The organism is Pseudomonas sp. P7758, from assembly GCF_013386485.1.
In the GTDB taxonomy this organism is placed as follows: Bacteria; Pseudomonadota; Gammaproteobacteria; order Pseudomonadales; family Pseudomonadaceae; genus Aquipseudomonas.
In genome coordinates, this window is record NZ_JACARS010000103.1 from 1 (window position 1) to 18,824 (window position 18,824).

22 protein-coding genes and 1 tRNA gene are annotated in these 18,824 nt (G+C 56.5%); 13 read left to right on the top strand and 10 right to left on the bottom strand.

The window, feature by feature from the left end; all coding sequences use genetic code 11:
- Window positions 1-46 precede the first annotated feature (46 nt).
- The 5 genes from HX873_RS21550 to HX873_RS21570 form a co-directional block, all read right to left on the bottom strand.
- Window positions 47-517 (bottom strand): hypothetical protein, encoded by a 471-nt coding sequence (locus HX873_RS21550; protein ID WP_083853253.1) that lies wholly within the window; start codon window positions 515-517, stop codon window positions 47-49.
- Between the two features lie 9 nt (window positions 518-526).
- The gene (locus HX873_RS21555) at window positions 527-805 is read right to left on the bottom strand and encodes a colicin E3-like toxin immunity protein (protein WP_008438442.1); all 279 of its coding nucleotides are present in this window, start codon (window positions 803-805) and stop codon (window positions 527-529) included.
- Between the two features lie 14 nt (window positions 806-819).
- Window positions 820-1,983 (bottom strand): S-type pyocin domain-containing protein, encoded by a 1,164-nt coding sequence (locus HX873_RS21560; protein ID WP_177123182.1) that lies wholly within the window; start codon window positions 1,981-1,983, stop codon window positions 820-822.
- A gap of 125 nt (window positions 1,984-2,108) precedes the next feature.
- Window positions 2,109-2,429 (bottom strand): hypothetical protein, encoded by a 321-nt coding sequence (locus tag HX873_RS21565; RefSeq protein ID WP_008438441.1) that lies wholly within the window; start codon window positions 2,427-2,429, stop codon window positions 2,109-2,111.
- Window positions 2,430-2,466: 37 nt separating this feature from the next.
- Entirely contained in the window at window positions 2,467-2,835 is a 369-nt protein-coding gene (locus HX873_RS21570) for a PH domain-containing protein (protein WP_003210321.1), read from the bottom strand.
- Window positions 2,836-2,992: 157 nt separating this feature from the next.
- Between HX873_RS21570 and HX873_RS21575 the strand changes: the two genes are divergently transcribed.
- A complete protein-coding gene (locus HX873_RS21575) occupies window positions 2,993-3,628 on the top strand; it encodes a LysE family translocator (RefSeq protein WP_102605677.1) in 636 nt (211 codons plus the stop codon).
- 8 nt (window positions 3,629-3,636) lie between these two features.
- Here the strand turns inward: HX873_RS21575 and HX873_RS21580 are convergent, their stop codons facing one another.
- Window positions 3,637-3,966: a hypothetical protein gene (locus tag HX873_RS21580; RefSeq protein ID WP_177123183.1), complete on the bottom strand. Its 330-nt coding sequence runs from the start codon at window positions 3,964-3,966 to the stop codon at window positions 3,637-3,639.
- A 561-nt stretch (window positions 3,967-4,527) separates the two neighbouring features.
- On the opposite strand from HX873_RS21580, the gene HX873_RS21585 reads away from it, so the two are divergent.
- The gene (locus HX873_RS21585) at window positions 4,528-5,559 is read left to right on the top strand and encodes a hypothetical protein (RefSeq protein WP_177116669.1); all 1,032 of its coding nucleotides are present in this window, start codon (window positions 4,528-4,530) and stop codon (window positions 5,557-5,559) included.
- A 131-nt stretch (window positions 5,560-5,690) separates the two neighbouring features.
- Here HX873_RS21585 and HX873_RS21590 read toward each other — a convergent pair whose 3' ends face one another.
- From HX873_RS21590 to HX873_RS21600, 3 genes are all read right to left on the bottom strand, one after another.
- Entirely contained in the window at window positions 5,691-6,122 is a 432-nt protein-coding gene (locus HX873_RS21590; protein ID WP_087695135.1) for a MaoC family dehydratase, read from the bottom strand.
- Entirely contained in the window at window positions 6,122-6,787 is a 666-nt protein-coding gene (locus tag HX873_RS21595) for an acetyltransferase (protein WP_008438437.1), read from the bottom strand. Before HX873_RS21595 ends, HX873_RS21590 begins: the two co-directional genes overlap by 1 nt.
- 632 nt (window positions 6,788-7,419) lie before the next feature.
- A tRNA-Leu gene (locus tag HX873_RS21600) sits at window positions 7,420-7,504 on the bottom strand.
- 108 nt (window positions 7,505-7,612) lie between these two features.
- Here HX873_RS21600 and queA point away from each other — a divergent pair.
- From queA to HX873_RS21630, 6 genes are all read left to right on the top strand, one after another.
- A complete protein-coding gene (gene queA / locus HX873_RS21605) occupies window positions 7,613-8,662 on the top strand; it encodes a tRNA preQ1(34) S-adenosylmethionine ribosyltransferase-isomerase QueA (RefSeq protein WP_008438293.1) in 1,050 nt (349 codons plus the stop codon).
- A gap of 5 nt (window positions 8,663-8,667) precedes the next feature.
- Entirely contained in the window at window positions 8,668-9,783 is a 1,116-nt protein-coding gene (gene tgt, locus HX873_RS21610; protein ID WP_166742186.1) for a tRNA guanosine(34) transglycosylase Tgt, read from the top strand.
- Window positions 9,784-9,826: 43 nt separating this feature from the next.
- Entirely contained in the window at window positions 9,827-10,165 is a 339-nt protein-coding gene (gene yajC, locus HX873_RS21615; protein ID WP_003175975.1) for a preprotein translocase subunit YajC, read from the top strand.
- 62 nt (window positions 10,166-10,227) lie between these two features.
- Window positions 10,228-12,096, top strand: a complete 1,869-nt coding sequence (gene secD / locus HX873_RS21620) for a protein translocase subunit SecD (protein ID WP_003210312.1) — start codon at window positions 10,228-10,230, stop codon at window positions 12,094-12,096.
- Between the two features lie 9 nt (window positions 12,097-12,105).
- Window positions 12,106-13,020 (top strand): protein translocase subunit SecF, encoded by a 915-nt coding sequence (gene secF, locus HX873_RS21625; protein WP_003210311.1) that lies wholly within the window; start codon window positions 12,106-12,108, stop codon window positions 13,018-13,020.
- Window positions 13,021-13,143: 123 nt separating this feature from the next.
- Window positions 13,144-13,692 carry a glycine zipper 2TM domain-containing protein gene (locus tag HX873_RS21630; protein ID WP_003210309.1) on the top strand — a complete coding sequence of 183 codons (549 nt, stop codon included), beginning with the start codon at window positions 13,144-13,146 and terminating at the stop codon, window positions 13,690-13,692.
- 51 nt (window positions 13,693-13,743) lie between these two features.
- On the opposite strand, the gene suhB is transcribed toward HX873_RS21630, so the two are convergent.
- Window positions 13,744-14,559 carry an inositol-phosphate phosphatase gene (gene suhB / locus HX873_RS21635; protein WP_003175971.1) on the bottom strand — a complete coding sequence of 272 codons (816 nt, stop codon included), beginning with the start codon at window positions 14,557-14,559 and terminating at the stop codon, window positions 13,744-13,746.
- A 145-nt stretch (window positions 14,560-14,704) separates the two neighbouring features.
- Between suhB and trmJ the strand changes: the two genes are divergently transcribed.
- The 5 genes from trmJ to iscU all read left to right on the top strand — a co-directional run bounded on the left by trmJ (window position 14,705) and on the right by iscU (window position 18,811).
- Window positions 14,705-15,475: a tRNA (cytosine(32)/uridine(32)-2'-O)-methyltransferase TrmJ gene (gene trmJ / locus HX873_RS21640; protein WP_003210307.1), complete on the top strand. Its 771-nt coding sequence runs from the start codon at window positions 14,705-14,707 to the stop codon at window positions 15,473-15,475.
- A gap of 2 nt (window positions 15,476-15,477) precedes the next feature.
- The gene (gene cysE / locus HX873_RS21645; RefSeq protein ID WP_177123184.1) at window positions 15,478-16,263 is read left to right on the top strand and encodes a serine O-acetyltransferase; all 786 of its coding nucleotides are present in this window, start codon (window positions 15,478-15,480) and stop codon (window positions 16,261-16,263) included.
- Between the two features lie 302 nt (window positions 16,264-16,565).
- Window positions 16,566-17,057, top strand: coding sequence for a Fe-S cluster assembly transcriptional regulator IscR (gene iscR, locus HX873_RS21650; protein ID WP_177027913.1), 492 nt, complete (start codon window positions 16,566-16,568; stop codon window positions 17,055-17,057).
- A gap of 50 nt (window positions 17,058-17,107) precedes the next feature.
- On the top strand, window positions 17,108-18,322 hold the full coding sequence (locus tag HX873_RS21655; protein ID WP_008438290.1) for an IscS subfamily cysteine desulfurase: 1,215 nt from the start codon (window positions 17,108-17,110) through the stop codon (window positions 18,320-18,322).
- 102 nt (window positions 18,323-18,424) lie between these two features.
- A complete protein-coding gene (iscU, locus tag HX873_RS21660; protein ID WP_003209682.1) occupies window positions 18,425-18,811 on the top strand; it encodes a Fe-S cluster assembly scaffold IscU in 387 nt (128 codons plus the stop codon).
- Window positions 18,812-18,824: the final 13 nt, after the last annotated feature.

Genomic DNA, 18,824 nt, shown 5'->3' on the forward strand with positions numbered 1-18,824 from the left:
GAGTTGTATAACCGGGAGGTGGGTGGGTTGTGTGCGCGGTTGAGTTTTAGCGCCTGTGGGGTGGAACCGGTGGGAATACCACACCGTTGAAGGTGTGGGTGCAGCAGTCGCAAAACGGCTTCATGAACGCGGGTGTCAGTTGTGGGTTAACTTTTTGCAGTAGACCAGTCTCGTCGACGTATAAGCCGCTGTAGTAACTGGATTCGTCCGTTCGTACGTACTCTTTTTTGTCGCTTTCATGCAGAGCAACCATCCAGAACACAGGTTCCGGGCGGTCCAGGCGGGCGTTGGCTTCGCTGAACACACCATCCCAATGATGGCCGACCTTGGACAGAAGAAACCGAAATAGTGGCGTGTAATCGAGACCGTGCCGGTGATGGCTATGCATTGATCCACGGCTGAGCATGGAATTCTTTTCGCTTTTACTATGGCGTTGTTGCCTGTAGGTGCGGCAACTGCCGTGACGCACGTTGTGCGTGCGGGTGTTGACTGAGCGGTAGAGAGGGGGCTTTTTCATTGGATTCCTTTATGGTTTCTTGGAGGATTGGGGCGGCCATGTGCCTTGGTAGCTGAAAGAGATTTGGTAATCGAAGTTCACGGGTTCAATTACATGCTGGAAATGCGGTTGGATAGTCGCTATCCAGCTTGGGCGAACGTTGAACACGTCCGCATATATCGCCGTTTCTTGACTCAACCCTAGTGTTTCAAAAAAGCTCTCCGCGTCATCAATATCTGCCGAGTATTCATCTGCCTTCACGTAATTGCTTTGCTTGTCGTACCAACGCAATCTGACTTTCATAACCATGATGTGTTTTCCACTTATCTGTATATGCGGCGTTCGGGTTTTGCTCGACCTCGGCGCTCACCGGTGTAGGGATCGAATGCGTCTAGGTGGGCAAGGTCACTGTTTCGATAGACTTCTAATTCGCCTTTCTTGGAATCCCACTCAAATATTTTCCTCCCTTTGGCATCTATCCAGCGCTCGCGTAAGCCGCTACCGCCTTTTCTAGGTGTCACGGGTCTTTGGTCTATCAGACCTGGAAAGCCTGTTATGTCTGCAGCGTTGGGGGCCGGGAAATAATCATGGTCCGGGTTTTTAAGCCCCTTTCGTGGTTCGTTAACCACCACATACAGCGGCCGAATCCCCGACTCCACCGAAAAAACCAGAATAAAATCCCGATACTCCGGCGGATAAATCGGGTTCACCAGCATCTGTTTGGCCGCCTCCGTCGGCGGATAAATCCACATCACCGGCGCTTGTGGTGCAGCCTCCAATGCCGGTATGCCAAGGGTGTCGCCAGGATCAATGGCCGGCGTCCAAATCAGCTCCACACCCTCGCCAAGATCCGCCACGAACTGACTGTCACGACGCTGAAACTGCACCACATCGATCATCTGCCAGTCGGTATTTTTACCGGTGTAAAACCCATATCCCTTCAGCGTCCCATCGGCGCGTTGCTCGATATGCAACCGCATCCGCGAACGGGCTTTTTGCAGGTGACGAAGCTGCTCTTCGCTATAGAGCGCACTGTCGCCAAGCTCCGACGGCCAGGCCAGCGCCACCAGCCCTGCAAGCAAACCCCCAGCGGCGGCACCGACCGCCGCAGCCGCGGACTCCAACGCGGATGTGCGCAGCACAAGCTGGCCAAGCCCAACGGGTAGGGCACTACCGCTGATTTTCCTGAGGGAAACTCCGCCTTGGCTGTCCACTTCCCGTCCGCCTAACAGCGTGAAGTGGCCGTAATCCTTGATCAGCTCAAGCGGCACATAACCGGTGGGGTTGTTGTAGCTGATGATCCCGTCGGGCAACTGGCACGACTTGGCGAATACATGGCCTGGAATTCTCACGGGTTCAGGCGTGGGCGCGGGAGGGGCTTCATACAAATCAATGAACGGTGAATACGGAATCTGCTTAGGCTGCGGCGTCAGGATTCGCCGCTTCAGCTGCTCTTCTTCGGTAATTGGATACGCGCGCTCTGTCATGGCTGCTCACTTCCCTGTGCAAGGAAGCGAGCCTATGAGAGCGGAGAAGAACCTGAAATTCTCGTTGTTCGATGGGAGGTGTGGGAAAAGTCACTTTAGCAATCGCTACATTGATTCAAGCACGCTTACTCTGCCTGAGAGCGCTGTATCTGCGCGCCCAACTGCGCGGCTTTATTACGTAACCCGTCCAACCGGTCGTTCAACTCCTTGTATCCAGGCTTCCAGAAAAAAACGCCGCCTTCGCTGCTTTGTCCAAGAACGAGGTCATTGAACGAGCCCATTCCGCCGTATGCAGAGCGCAAATAGGTGATTCCGGAGTAATCGGATGCTTGCAATAAGGTTTTGGCCTTACGCATCCATCGGCTCCAGTGATTGTCCCCATCGCTTTCCAGCAGGATGGCAAGTTCCTCAAGCACATCGATTAGCTCTGCGGTTTTTGGGCCCATAGTGGGAAATCCTTAAAAGCGGAGTTTTCGTAACGGTTCAAAGCACATGCCGGGAAATCACCCTCGATATCTCAACAATCGACGTCTTCCCCGTGAACTCAAACTTCACTTTCCCCACCGCCGAAAAGTAAATCTCCAGCTCCGAATCCAGATCGAACGTCCCGGAGGTTTCCACCGAATACGCGACGATGTTTTTGTACGGCAGGGACGTGAAGTCTTTTTTGCTGCCGGTAATCCCTTGCACGTTCACGGCGATGATGCGCTTGGTGGTGAACACCACCCCATCGCGCATGGCCTTATAGGAATCGATGACCTGCTCATCATCCAGCAGCAATGACGAAACGCGCTCGGCGTATTCGTTGTTCTGCTTGAGCTTGAAGAAGCCTTTGTTGTTGAAGTCGATCATGTGCCTTTCCTTGGGTGAGTGGTGCAGCAGATGCCGGTACCGGTGTATGACGTTTTGCTCGCGGATCTGTATCTAACGGCGTTCCTTTTATCGACCTACCATGGCGCCAACAACCCGCCGGCCATCACAAGGTTTTACGTCGTCAAGGAGCCACACCATGCCCGAACTCTCCAGCCTGCTTGCCTACGGCCTGATCTCGCTCGGCATGGTACTGACGCCCGGCCCGAACATGATTTACCTCATTTCGCGGTCGATCTGCCAGGGGCGATTGGCCGGGCTGATTTCCCTGGGCGGCGTTGCGATGGGTTTTGTCGTCTATATGTTCTGCGCGGCATTGGGTATCACCGCGTTGGTGATGGCGGTTCCCTATGCCTACGACGCGCTGCGGCTCGGCGGGGCGCTGTATCTGGTTTACCTGGCCTGGCAGGCGGTGAAGCCGGGTGGCCGGTCGCCCTTCCAGGTGCGGGACTTGCCCAAGGACAGCCCGCGCAAGCTGTTCATGATGGGCTTTGTCACCAACCTGCTGAATCCCAAAGTGGCAGTGATGTATCTGTCGTTGCTGCCCCAGTTTATCGACCCCAACGGGCACGCCAGTGTGCTCTCGCAATCGCTGGTACTGGGCTTTACGCAGATCATGATCAGCGTGAGCGTCAACGGGCTGATCGCTCTGATGGCGGGCTCGATCGCGGGGTTCTTCATCCGCAAACCGGTCTGGCAAACCGTACAGCGCTGGTTGATGGGCTCGGTGCTGATGGGCCTGGCTGTACGCATGGCGGTCGAAGGGCGGCGGTAAGTCGCGCATTACAGGATGGCTTTCAGGTAATCCTTGAGTGCGTTGAGCGGGGCATCGAGTGCTTCGAGTGTCGTCGCTTGGCGTACATCCACCGCAAGCCGTTGCAGCTCGCGGCCCATCACGGTGTGTGCACCGCCCAGGGATTCGAGGGCCAATGCCAGGCACTCGTCGATCTTATGCTGGATGACGTTGATATCGCCCTTGCGCACCAGCAAGCCAAACACCTCCCGCTCATAGCCGTCCATGACCAGGTCGTCCCGCAGAATCGGGCTCGCGCCTTCGGTCTCATGCACCAGCTTGAGAGCAAAAAGCGCTACAGCTTCCAGCGTCTGTTCCATGGCCAAGGTTCCTCTTTTCTCGCGTTCGCCCGCCCATCATCACTTTCCTGCAGGCGAAAAAAAGACCTTGGACTTCAAGGTCTTTTTAAGATGGTCGCCTCATTGGGAGGGCCAAGCTATTCAGCAACCTTGAGGGCCATAGGTGTTTCAAGTTCGTCCATACACGTGACCATAGAGGGAGGTTTGTGTGACGACGTTTTGTTGCAACTGTTGCCCTGTGAAGATGGCGGGCCGCGACAAGTATACTTACGCAGTGTGCTTACTGTCTGCCTTTGAGGTTGATCCAAACATTGGCCGAGATTTGAAGGGGAGGCAGGGTCGTACGATCAATGTCCAGTAGGCGCATCATATCCTTGGTCGGGCGCGCCGCTCAGTCCAGGGCAACGCTGGTCACTGCGCTTGGCGCTACGGCAGGCTTATCGAATCGAGCGCTCATGTGGTGTCAGAATTTAGGGGGGCTGAGAAAATCCCTACACATTTCTTTACTTTTGTACTGTTTATATGTACAGTTGTTTCTCGCCAGGAAGGCGAGACGATTTAATTTAAGGAATAAGGTAACCAATGTATCAAGATACTCCATATGTGTTTATGCCAAGCGCATCGCTCGATAACGGGCCACAGCTAAGATCAATCATTCAGGCTGGATATCGTTGGATTCAAATCAATCGGGACGTATGCCCGATCAAGACCCCCGTATCTCTCAATAAGTTGGATTTAACTCCGGCTCATGGCCTCATCATCGAGCCAGCACCGGGGATTGAAAAGGTACGAATTGATTCAAGCGGAATCGGCCGCAACCCCAACTCCCCTACCGATCCAAGTTATGCTGCGTTTGATTACCAAGGAAAGGTACGCCCGGCAAGTTATCTTGTTCGCGCAGCAGGTCTGAATCAAACTGAAATTTTCGTCGCTGACGCGACAAAGTATGTGGCGGGGGATTGGATTGTAATTTCGGATGCATCGACTAGTTTTGCAAGTATGCCTCTGCCACTCGACGGACCGATGGAGGTTCGCCAAGTTCTCCGCGTGCTTGGTGGCTCCTTGGTAATTAATAACGCCTTGAAGACGGCACATCCTAACGGCGCTATCGTGGCAACTTGTGTGCCGATTCGTAACGTCTTTATTCGAGGTCTTGAATTTACGGGGAACTCCGCCGTAGGCGTGCATTTACATTACGCTCAGCATTGTACAGTGCAGAACATCACGTCGGTTAATTGGAAAGGACGAGCGCTTGTTCTTATTGATAATGGCGGCAATAACAACTCTGTGATCGACTGTTATTGCACCGGCACTGTGCCAGGCGGTGGGCCAGAGCAGAATGCTTGGGGTGTTGTGATGGAAGGGCAGGACTCATCCCGCATGATAAATAGCGGCGGCGAGCTTTGTGGGAATGGCAGTGCAATGAATTACTGCATTGACAGCGTGTCGGTCGACGCAAGGGCTCGTCGCAATAATGTTAACGTTGGAGTCTACACTCAATCGCTGAGAAGTGGCTTTCTTCGCCCGAGGACCGACATGCCTCTCATCCTTGATCGTTACGAAAGCCCGGAAAACACTGAATGCTATATTTCTAATATGCAAAGTTTTTCTTAAACGAGTGGCGCATTGTGTTGAGGGGTACTATTGTAATTTAGTCTTCAACTGTAAGCCTTGAAGCTCTCGAGTTGAGATAGTCATTCTGCGCCATTGATGAAACCGCCCCGCCCAAAAAAGCGGGGTGGTTGCTATTTGTTTGGGATAAAGATTTCTGCAGATCCGCTAATGACTTTCTTGCCTTTTACGCTACAGATAGTATCGAAAAAAACTCGGCGTTTTTCCAAGTCTACTTTAGTTACTGTAACTTCGGCAACGATAGTGTCGTCAATATAGACGGGGCGTAAAAAATTCAGGCTCTGCGATACATACACACAACCAGGCCCCGGGATTTTTGTGCCGAATATGGCAGAGAAAAAACCAGCAGACATTAATCCATGTGCGATACGCTTGCCAAACCTTGAAGCCTCAGCATATTCTCTGTCGACGTGTACAGGGTTGTGGTCGCCACTAATACCTGCAAATGCCTTGATATCAGCGTCCGTTATAGTTTGAGAGTAGCTTGCCTTCATTCCAACTGTAATTTCAGCAATGGGAACGGACCCCATGGTAAAGTCTCTCATCAGCTGCCCAGTCCCTTTCGAAGTGGTTTGGCCGGGTTTCCGACAACTACGGTGCCCGGTGCAACGCTCTTGGTCACTACGGCTCCCATCCCAACAACAGCCCCTTCACCAATGACAATTGGTTTTTCTGGTGTTCCCTGCTTAATAATGGCACCTGTTCCTATATAGGCATGATCTTCTATGGTGACGTTACCGTTACATTTTACGCTTGGTGCGAAAGTTACGAAGTCACCTATCGTGCAATCATGTGCGACATAAGAGTACAGGTTGGCGTGAAAGTATTTCCCGATTTTTGTATTGGATGTAATGGTTGTGAATGGGCATAAAATTGCGCCCTCACCTATTACGTTGCAGTCTAAACTTACACTGTTATTGATGGAGTGTATTGTGAATGGCAGCGCTCCCGAAGAAATCATTTCGGCGGCAATTCGCTCGCGAATCCTGCTATTACCTATGGCGATGTTGAAGAATTTTTCGCCTGATGACAATGCATTGAATTCAGCGGTGGTCATCACTGCTACGCCGTTAATCTCTGCCGCTTGCGATCCATCATCGACAAATACAATCTGAAATTTTTCCTCGCTGAGCACGCCGAGTTTCTCTCTTACGAGTGGCAGCACTTCTCGGCCAAATCCCCCAGCTCCAACAATTGCATAAGTATTCATGTTGACTCCTTTTAACGAATTTGGGCAGCTGTCAAGTCACGGCCGGCCCCGAATGAAATTGCTTCGTCACCGACGAGTTGTTGTGTGCCTGCCTTTTGTCATCGTGCCTGGGCTATACCGTCAAAACGATGCGCTGCATGACGATGTTCCTTGTGATTGTCTATCGTCTTGTAAAGAGGCGGCGGTTCTAAAGGGGTTGATTGTACTGTGTTCTGTTGTAATGAGCTTCTACCGGGTGCTCACCTTCGTGCTGAGCTCTGGCCTGAAGCGGCCGGTCAGGGCGTCGCCTGACGCGTCCTTGGCTCGCACATGGATCATGTTCCGCAGTGACTGGCAGGCTTGCTTGCGGCGCACGGAAGTAAGTACGAGCGACGTCATAGGTCTCACAGCACTGCTTGGCTTCGGGTTCAAGTGATAACAGGACTGTGTCAGCGAGAAGGGCGCGCTTGATGCCGGACCGCTTCAATTTTCATGGAGCCAAGTTCGTATTTTTGGCGAACATACATCAACGCCGAATAAGACAACAAGGAACATACTGGAAAAAGAAGGGATAAGCAGAAACAAGAAAGCCGGCGCAGTGGCCGGCTTTGCTGTGTATCAGCAGCATGTCAGAACAACATGAAACCTTTAGATGGTGCCCCGAGGGAGACTCGAACTCCCACTCCTTTCGAAAACGGATTTTGAATCCGCCGCGTCTACCAATTCCGCCATCAGGGCTCAATGGCGGCGAAGTATAGAGATGAGATTACCGTTGGTCAATCACGTTTCATGGTCAATTTTCACTATTTCCGCTAGACTTCCCGGCCCTGCTAGACGAACCCCATCATGCGCGTTGCTGACTTTACTTTTGAGCTCCCTGATTCGCTGATCGCTCGCCATCCTTTGGCCGAGCGTCGCGCCAGTCGACTGCTGACCCTGGACGGGGTCAGCGGTGCCCTCGCACACCGTCAATTCACTGATTTGCTTGAGCATTTACGCCCAGGCGACTTGATGGTTTTCAACAATACCCGGGTGATTCCGGCTCGCCTTTTTGGCCAGAAAGCATCCGGCGGCAAGCTGGAAATTCTGGTGGAGCGGGTGCTGGACAGCCATCGCGTGCTGGCCCATGTGCGCTCCAGCAAGTCGCCGAAACCGGGTTCGAAGATCCTTATCGATGGCGGTGGCGAAGCAGAAATGCTGGCCCGTCATGATGCGTTGTTCGAGCTTGGGTTTGCCGAGGAAGTGTTGCCGCTGCTGGAACGCGTCGGCCATATGCCGTTGCCTCCTTATATAGACCGCCCGGATGAAGACTCGGACCGCGAGCGTTATCAGACGGTGTATTCCCAGCGACTGGGCGCGGTGGCTGCACCGACGGCGGGGCTGCATTTCGACCAGCCGCTGCTGGATGCGATTGCCGCCAAAGGCGTTGAAACGGCCTATGTGACCCTGCACGTGGGGGCCGGCACGTTTCAGCCGGTGCGTGTGGATAACATCGAAGACCACCATATGCACAGCGAGTGGCTGGAAGTCAGCCAGGACGTCGTGGATGCGGTTGAAGCGTGCAAGGCGCGCGGCGGGCGGGTGGTGGCGGTCGGTACGACCAGCGTGCGCTCGCTGGAAAGCGCGGCGCGCGATGGCGTGCTCAAGCCGTTCAGTGGCGACACAGACATCTTTATCTACCCGGGCCGGCCGTTTCATGTGGTCGATGCTCTGGTGACCAATTTCCATTTGCCGGAATCCACGCTGTTGATGCTGGTGTCGGCATTTGCCGGTTATCCCGAGACCATGGCCGCTTATCAAGCCGCCATCGATAACGGATACCGTTTTTTCAGCTACGGTGATGCGATGTTTATCACCCGTAATCCGGCGCCGCGCGGCCCAGAGGAACAATCATGAGTCGTATGTCGTTTGAATTGCTGGCCACGGATGGTAAAGCTCGCCGCGGCCGTTTGACTTTCCCTCGCGGTACCGTCGAGACCCCGGCTTTTATGCCGGTCGGTACCTACGGCACGGTAAAAGGCATGCTGCCGCGTGACATCGTCGCCACGGGCGCCGAGATCATCCTCGGCAACACCTTCCACCTGTGGCTGCGCCCGGGCACCGAAGTGATCAAGAAGCATGGCGACCTGCATGACTTCATGAAGTGGCAAGGCCCGATCCTCACTGACTCCGGTGGTTTCCAGGTGTTCAGCCTGGGCGCCATGCGCAAGATCAAGGAGGAGGGCGTGACCTTCGCCTCCCCGGTGGACGGCGCCAAAGTGTTCATGGGCCCGGAAGAGTCGATGCAGGTGCAACGTGACCTGGGCTCCGACATCGTGATGATTTTCGACGAGTGCACGCCGTACCCGGCCGATGAAGACGTCGCGCGGATTTCCATGGAACTGTCGTTGCGTTGGGCCCAGCGCTCGAAAAACGCCCATGGCGATAACACCGCTGCCCTGTTCGGTATCGTGCAGGGCGGCATGCATGAAAGCTTGCGCAAGCGCTCGCTGGACGGCCTGGACAAGATCGGCTTCGACGGCTTGGCCATCGGCGGCCTGTCGGTGGGCGAGCCCAAGCACGAGATGATCAAGGTGCTGGATTACCTGCCGGGCCTGATGCCGGCTGACAAACCTCGTTACCTTATGGGCGTTGGCAAACCGGAGGATCTCGTAGAGGGTGTGCGCCGCGGTGTGGACATGTTCGATTGCGTGATGCCAACCCGTAATGCCCGCAATGGGCATCTGTTCATCGATACAGGCGTGCTGAAGATCCGTAACGCGTTCCATCGCCATGATGAATCGCCGCTGGATCCTACCTGTGACTGCTACACCTGCCAGAACTTCTCGCGCGCTTATCTGCACCATCTGGACAAGTGTGGGGAAATGCTGGGTAGCATGTTGAATACCATCCACAATTTGCGTCACTACCAAGTCCTGATGGCTGGTTTGCGCGAGGCTATTCAACAGGGTACATTGGCCGCCTTCGTCGATGCCTTCTATGCCAAGCGCGGGCTGCCTGTGCCGCCCTTGGACTGAGTTTTCCGACCCTAAGATTCACTATTTGCAACTGGAGTGCTAAATGAGCTTTTTTATCTCTAATGCCATGGCTGATGCCGCTGCACCGGCCGCTGCCGGTCCTATGGGCGGTGGTTTTGAGTGGATTTTCCTGGTCGGCTTCCTGGTCATCTTCTACCTGATGATCTGGCGTCCACAGGCCAAGCGCGCCAAAGAGCAGAAGAACCTGCTGGGCAGCTTGCAGAAAGGCGACGAAGTTGTGACCACTGGCGGCATCGCCGGCAAGATCACTAAAGTGTCCGACGCTTTCGTGGTTCTGGAAGTCTCCGACACCGTAGAAATGAAGTTCCAGAAGGGCGCCATCGCTGCCACGCTGCCAAAAGGCACGCTCAAAGCGATCTAAGTAACAACCTTTACCAATCGACGGGGCGCGCAAGGCGCCCCGCGTTATAAGCGGGCGGCGTGATGCTGAACAAATACCCTCTGTGGAAATACGTACTGATCCTGGCGGTGCTGGCGATCGGTTTTATTTATTCCGCTCCCAATCTCTATCCTGATGACCCGGCTATCCAGATCACTGGCGCCAGCACTGCGCTGCAGGTCAATCAGGCTGATCTGGACCGTGCGAGCAAAGCGCTCACCGACGCGGGTATCCAGGTTAAAGCGGCAAGTTTGGCTGCTGATGCGAAGGGCGGCTTGTTGCGCCTGACCAAGCAAGAAGACCAATTGCCGGCAAAAGACGTTGTGCGCAAGGTCATGGGTGATGACTACGTCGTCGCACTGAACCTGGCACAGACCACGCCAAAATGGCTGCGCGCGATCGGCGCACACCCGATGAAGCTGGGTCTGGACTTGTCCGGTGGTGTGCACTTCCTGCTGGAAGTGGACATGGACAAGGCCCTCGACGCTCGCCTGAAAGTCTACGAAGGCGATGTGAAGAGCCTGCTGCGTAAAGAGCGCCTGCGTTATCGCAGCCTGCCGCAGCTCAACGGTGCCATCCAGCTGGGCTTTGCTGACGAAGCAACCCGCGAACAGGCCCGTGCGCTGATCCGCAAGAACTTCAACGATTTCGACATTGTTCCGGCCGACCTCAATGGTCAGGCGGTACTGCGTCTGGCGATGACCCCGGCCAAGCTGGCGGAAATCCGTGAATACTCGATCAAGCAGAACTTGACCACGGTACGTAACCGCGTCAACGAGCTGGGTGTGGCCGAGCCGATCGTTCAGCGCCAGGGTGCCAACCGCATCGTGGTTGAACTGCCGGGCGTGCAGGACACCGCTGAAGCCAAGCGTATCCTGGGTAAAACAGCCAACCTGGAATTCCGCCTGGCGGCTGAGCCGGGTGCTACCCGTGCTACTGCAGAAGAGTTCGAGTTCCGTGAAGGCAATCGTCCACCTGCACTGATCGAGCGTGGCTTGATCATTACGGGTGACCAGGTGACCGACGCCAAGGCTGGTTTCGGCGAGCACGGTACGCCTGAAGTGAACATCCGCCTGGATGGCCACGGCGGCGAACTGATGAGCCGCGCAACCCGCAGCAACGTCGGTCGCAGCATGGCGGTGATCTTCATCGAGCAACGTCCTGTCACCACCTACACCAAGCAAGTGGTTGACGGCGTCGAGAAAGACGTACCGGTACAGACCTTTAAAGAAGAGAAGAAGATCATCAGCCTGGCGACCATCCAGTCGCCGCTGGGTGCTCAATTCCGCATCACCGGCCTGAACGGCCAGGGTGAGTCATCCGAACTGGCGCTGCTGCTGCGTGCCGGTGGCCTGGCCGCCCCGATGTACTTCGCTGAAGAACGTACCATCGGCCCGAGCCTGGGTGCTGACAACATCACCAAGGGTATCGACGCTGCACTGTGGGGCATGCTGTTCGTCTCCCTGTTCATCATCGCCATCTATCGCTTCTTCGGCGTCATCGCCACCGTCGCGCTGGCGGGCAACATGGTGATGCTGCTGGCCCTCATGTCGCTGCTGGGTGCAACGCTGACCCTGCCAGGTATCGCCGGTATCGTACTCACCATGGGTATGGCGGTTGACGCCAACGTACTGATCTTCTCGCGGATTCGTGAAGAGATTGCTGCGGGCATGACCGTGCAACGGGCAATCAACGAAGGCTTCGGCCGGGCATTTACTGCAATTCTCGACTCCAACCTGACCACCCTGTTGGTCGGCGGGATTCTCTTTGCCATGGGCACCGGCCCGGTCAAAGGTTTTGCGGTGACCATGTCCCTCGGTATCTTTACCTCGATGTTCACGGCCATCATGGTGACCCGCGCAATGGTCAACCTGATCTTTGGCGGACGTGACTTCAAGAAGTTGTGGATTTAAGGGGCTGCCATGTTACGTACAATCAACTTCATGGGCGTTCGCAACGTTGCGTTCGGCTTCACCATGCTCCTTACCGTTCTGGCGTTGTTCAGCTGGTTCCATAAGGGCCTGAACTACGGTCTGGACTTCACCGGCGGTACGCTCATCGAGCTGACCTACGAGAAGCCGGCCGACGTTAGCCTGGTGCGCAACGAGCTGGTTAAGGCCGGCTATCACGAAGCTATCGTGCAGAGCTTTGGTGCAACCACTGACCTGCTGGTGCGTATGCCCGGCGAAGACCCGCAACTGGGTCACCAGGTAGCCGAGGCCTTGCAGAAGGTCGGCGGCGACAACCCGGCGTCGGTCAAGCGCGTCGAGTTCGTGGGCCCGCAGGTAGGTGAAGAACTGCGCGACCAGGGCGGCCTCGGCATGCTGATGGCGCTGGTCGGCATCATGATCTACCTGGCTTTCCGCTTTCAGTGGAAGTTCGGTGTCGGCGCCATTGTGTCGCTGATCCACGACGTGATCGTGACCGTGGGTATCCTGGCCTACTTCCAGATCACCTTCGACCTGACGGTATTGGCGGCGGTGCTGGCAATCATTGGCTACTCCCTCAACGACACCATCGTGGTATTCGACCGGGTTCGTGAGAACTTCCGGGTGCTGCGCAAGGCGACGTTGATCGAGAACATCAACATCTCCACCACCCAGACCCTGCTGCGCACCATGGCGACTTCAATCTCCACCTTGCTGGCGATTGCCGCACTGATGGTGTTCGGTGGCGACAACCTGTGGGGCTTCTCGCTGTCGCTGTTCATCGGCGTGCTGGCGGGTACCTACTCGTCGATCTACATCGCCAACGTGGTACTGATCTGGCTGAACCTCAACAGCGAAGACTTGATCCCTCCTGCCAGCACCGGCAAGGAGGTCGACGACCGCCCTTGATGGGTGATTGTTGATCTGCTGTTACAAATAAGGCGCGAGTATTGAACTCGCGCCTTTTTTTTTGCTCCAAGGCTGGGTATAGCGCGGATCGTTCGGTCCGTTTGTGATGGTCAGGAGGTTCACGTGAACAAGTCGTTACTGGTTGGTGCGGTATTGGGTGCTGTCGGTGTGACTGCCGGGGGTGCTGTTGCCACCTACAGCCTGGTAAAAAGCGGCCCTGAGTATGCGCAAGTGCTGGCGGTGCAGCCGGTGAAAACCCAGATTAAAACCCCGCGTGAGGTCTGCAAGGATGTTGCCGTAACCCGGCAGAAACCTGTGCAGGATCAGCATCAGATCGTCGGTACGGTGGTCGGTGCGCTGGCGGGCGGCCTGTTGGGTAATCAGGTCGGCGGCGGTAATGGCAAGAAGCTGGCCACCGTGGCCGGTGCGGTCGGTGGCGGTTACGCTGGTAACAAGGTTCAGGAAGGCATGCAGAACCGCGATACCTACACCACCACGCAAACTCGTTGTAATACCGTTAATGACATCAGCGACAAGGTTGTCGGGTACGACGTACGTTACACCCTGGACGGCAAGGAAGGCTCCGTGCGCATGGATCGTGATCCAGGCAACCAGATCCCCGTCGACAAGGAAGGGCGCCTGGTTATCGGTCAGAACCAGCCGCAGCAGTAATCCCAGGTATAAAAAAAGCACCCCGAGGGGTGCTTTTTTGTGCTCGCTCGCTTAGCGCTTCAGCGAAGCCGGCAGGTGCGGCTGGATCGCCGTCAGGACTGCCTTGAAGCATTTGGTGTTGCCGGCAACCACGTGACCCTTCTCCAGGAAGTCGTGACCACCGGTGAAGTCGCTCACCAGGCCGCCCGCTTCTTGAATCAGCAGTGCGCCTGCAGCCATGTCCCACTCGGACAGGCCCGACTCCCAGAACGCATCAAAACGACCGGCAGCGACATACGCCAGGTCCAGGCTGGCTGCGCCGGCGCGACGGATGCCGGCGGTCTGGCCAACCAGGGCGCGGAACATGCCCAGGTAGTTTTCCAGGTTGTCCATCTGGTCGTCACGGAACGGGAAGCCGGTACCCAGCAGGGCGCCGTCGAGGCTGGTGCGACCGCTGACGCGCAGGCGGCGACCGTTCAACTGGGCGCCACGGCCACGGCTGGCGGTGAATTCTTCCTGGCGAACCGGGTCCAGCACAACGGCGTGTTCCAGGCGGCCACGGTATTTGCAGGCAATGCTCACGGCAAAGTGCGGGATACCGCGCAGGAAGTTGGTGGTGCCATCCAGTGGGTCGATGATCCACAGGTAGTCTTCGCCTTCGCCGCTACCTTTGTGCAGGCCGGTTTCTTCACCGAGGATGCCGTGGGTAGGGTAGGCCTTGCGCAGCGCGTCGATGATTTTCTGCTCGGCGGCGCGATCCACCTCGGATACGTAATCCTTGGCGTCTTTTTCGTCGACCTTGATGGTATCCAGGCGCTCGATGGAGCGGAAGATCAATTCACTGGCGCTGCGGGCGGCGCGCAGCGCGATATTCAGCATGGGCTGCATGGATGTGTCACCTAAGGTTGTTAAAGAAAGCCGAGCATTCTAGCAGAAACTTTCTTCAGGTGAAGGACGACGTTACCTTTCATGGCATAACCTTAGGCTGTTCTGTAAGATTTGCTCCCCTTTCCCGTGTCCGAGAGCGCCTCCCTTGCTGCAAAACATCCGTGTCGTCCTCGTCAATACCAGTCATCCCGGCAATATCGGCGGCGTGGCGCGAGCCATGAAGAACATGGGGCTGACGCGCCTGGTGCTGGTGGAGCCGCGTGTGTTCCCGCACCACGAGGCCGATGCGCGCGCGTCCGGCGCCAATGACATCCTCGAAAAAGCCCAGGTCGTTGCCACTCTGGAAGACGCCCTGGTCGGCTGCAACCTGGTGCTCGGCACCAGCGCTCGCGACCGTCGCATCCCCTGGCCGCTGCTGGATCCTCGCGAATGCGGGACCAAAGTCGTGGAAGAGGCCGCCGGCGGCGCTGAAATCGCCTTGGTATTCGGCCGTGAAGACTCCGGCCTGACCAATGAAGAGCTGCAGCGATGTCATTATCACGTGCACATCCCATCAGACCCCGAGTTCAGTTCGCTGAACCTCGGGGCAGCGGTGCAGGTGTTGAGCTATGAAGTGCGCATGGCCTGGCTGGCCGCTGAAGGCCAGCCAAGCAAGGTTGAAAAGGACGAGGTTGCATCGACCAAGAGTGGCGAACTGGCCACCATGGACGAGCTTGAGCGGTTCTATGAGCACCTGGAGCAAACCCTGGTGGCCATCGAATTCCTCGATCCGGAAAAACCGCGGCACTTGATGGCGCGCCTGCGTCGGTTGTACGGACGCAGCTCGGTCAGCCGAGCGGAAATGAATATATTGCGTGGCATCCTCACGGAAACCCAGAAAGCGGCCCGTGGCGAGCTTCTTAAGCGGAAGGATTAAAAATGTTCGAGCGTTTGCGAGAAGATATCCAGAGTGTTTTCCACCGTGACCCGGCGGCGCGCAACGCCTTTGAAGTGCTGACCTGCTACCCGGGCATGCACGCGATCTGGATCCATCGCCTGTCCGGCGCCTTGTGGGGCATGGGCTGGAAATGGCTGGCGCGGCTGGTGTCGAACTTCGGCCGTTGGTTGACCGGGATTGAGATTCATCCGGGCGCCAAGGTCGGTCGTCGTTTCTTTATCGACCACGGCATGGGCATCGTTATTGGTGAGACCGCCGAGATTGGTGATGACGTGACCCTTTACCAGGGCGTGACCCTGGGTGGCACAACCTGGAACAAAGGCAAGCGCCACCCTACGCTGGAAGATGGCGTTGTAGTCGGGGCGGGCGCGAAGGTGCTCGGTCCGTTTACCGTGGGTGCGGGCGCCAAGGTCGGCTCCAATGCTGTGGTGACCAAGGCTGTACCGCCTGGCGCAACGGTTGTCGGTATTCCGGGGCGGATCATCGTCAAGCCGGAAGTGGGTGATGAGCAGGAAGCCAAGCGCAAGGCCATGGCCGAGAAGATCGGCTTCGATGCCTATGGCGTCAGCGAAGACATGCCTGACCCGGTAGCGCGTGCCATCGGTCAGTTGCTGGATCACCTGCAAGCGGTGGACGGCAAGCTGGACGGTATGTGCGGTGCCCTGAAAGACCTCGGCAGCAGCTACTGCGCCAAGGATCTGCCTAAGCTGCGCAAGGAAGACTTCGCCGAGATCAAGGACGAAAGTGCCGCCACCAAGGCTGGCTGAAGTCTCGCAATCACTGCAAAACCCATGTGGGAGCGGGCTTGCTCGCGAAAGCTGCGCGTCAGTCACCGAATATATTGACTGAATCACCGCATTCGCGAGCAAGCCCGCTCCCACATTTTGACCTTCATTAGTCCCGAATTCCCGCTTGGCCCTGTTCCCGCTGGTCCATCCCGTCCCGCCCTGCTATGATTCGCGCGCCCTTTTTACGGGTATTCCTGACTAAAGTACTAGGTCTTATAGTTGACTTAAATACTCGGGAATCGCATACTTGCTCCCATTCTGAAACACCTTGGTACTTGTCCATGAGACTGACTACAAAAGGCCGATACGCGGTGACCGCCATGCTTGACCTGGCCTTGCACGCGCAAAATGGGCCGGTGTCCCTGGCCGATATCTCCGAGCGCCAAGGCATTTCCCTGTCCTACCTCGAGCAGTTGTTCGCCAAGTTGCGCCGCAGCAATCTGGTTTCCAGTGTTCGTGGTCCAGGCGGCGGCTATCAATTGTCCCGCGAGATGCAGGGCATCCAGGTCGCCCAGGTGATCGACGCGGTGAACGAATCCGTCGATGCCACCAAATGCCAGGGCCTGGGTGATTGCCACGCAGGCGACACCTGCCTTACGCACCACTTGTGGTGTGACCTGAGCCTGCAGATCCATGAGTTTTTGAGTGGTATCAGCTTGGCTGATCTTGTGACTCGCCGTGAGGTGCAAGAAGTAGCCCAGCGTCAGGACCAGCGCCGTTGCAACACCAAGGCGCCGCGTCTGGACAAGATTGAAGCGTCCGCCGTCGAGTGACAGCCGAAGAGCTAACGGCACGCCAGCCAGCCTGATTTAGGAGAAAGTCCATGAAATTGCCGATTTACCTTGATTACTCAGCGACCACCCCGGTTGATCCGCGTGTCGCGCAAAAGATGAGCGAATGCCTGCTGGTTGACGGAAACTTCGGTAACCCGGCGTCCCGTTCCCACGTTTTCGGCTGGAAAGCTGAAGAGGCAGTGGAAAACGCTCGTCGCCAGGTCGCTGACCTGGTGAATGCCGACCCACGTGAAATCGTCTGGACCTCCGGTGCCACCGAGTCCGACAACCTGGCAATCAAGGGTGCGGCGCATTTCTACGCGACCAAAGGCAAACACCTGATCACCACCAAGATTGAGCACAAGGCTGTCCTCGACACCATGCGCCAACTGGAGCGTGAAGGTTTTGAGGTTACCTACCTCGAGCCAACCACCGACGGTATCGTGACCCCTGCGATGATCGAAGCCGCGATGCGTGAAGACACCATCCTGGTTTCCGTGATCCACGTGAACAACGAAATCGGCACCATCAACGACATCGCCGCCATCGGCGAGCTGACCCGCTCCAAGGGCGTGTTGCTGCACGTCGACGCTGCTCAGTCCACCGGCAAGGTCGATATCGACCTGTCGAAACTGAAAGTCGACCTGATGTCGTTCTCTGCCCACAAGACCTACGGCCCTAAAGGCATTGGCGCGCTCTACGTGAGCCGCAAGCCTCGCGTACGTATCGAAGCCACCATGCACGGCGGCGGTCACGAGCGCGGCATGCGTTCGGGCACCCTGGCGACCCACCAGATCGTCGGCATCGGCGAAGCGTTCCGTGTGGCCAAGGAAGACATGGCTGCCGAAAACGTGCGCATCAAGGCCCTGAGCGATCGCTTCTACAAGCAGGTCGAGCACCTTGAAGAGCTGTACATCAACGGCAGCATGACCGCCCGTGTACCGCACAACCTGAATTTGAGCTTCAACTACGTCGAAGGCGAGTCGCTGATCATGGCGCTCAAGGACCTGGCGGTTTCGTCCGGCTCGGCCTGCACCTCGGCTTCCCTTGAGCCGTCTTACGTCCTGCGCGCCCTGGGCCGCAACGACGAACTGGCTCACAGCTCGATCCGCTTTACATTCGGCCGTTTCACCACCGAAGAAGAAGTCGACTACGCCGCGCAGAAAGTCTGCGAGGCCGTCACCAAGCTGCGTACCTTGTCCCCGCTGTGGGACATGTACAAGGACGGTGTCGACATTTCCAAGATCGAGTGGGCGGCACACTAAATATAGAAGCCGCCACCCAAAAGGCTCTGTAAAGACGTGGCGGAAAACGCAGGCGTGTTTGCAGGGTTCCAGAGCGGCCCTGATGAGTGAGGATTCAGTACCATGGCTTACAGCGAAAAGGTCATCGACCACTACGAAAACCCGCGCAACGTCGGCAAGATGAACGCGGAAGACCCTGATGTCGGCACCGGCATGGTCGGCGCTCCGGCGTGCGGCGACGTTATGCGCCTGCAGATCAAGGTCAACGAAGCTGGCGTTATCGAAGACGCCAAGTTCAAGACCTACGGTTGCGGTTCGGCCATCGCCTCCAGCTCCCTAGCGACCGAATGGATGAAAGGCAAGACCCTGGATGAGGCTGTGACTATCAGCAACACCCAGCTGGCCGAAGAACTGGCCTTGCCGCCAGTGAAAATCCACTGCTCGGTACTCGCAGAAGACGCCATCAAGGCGGCCGTTCGCGACTACAAGCAGAAGAAAGGCTTGATCTAAGCAATTTGGCGAC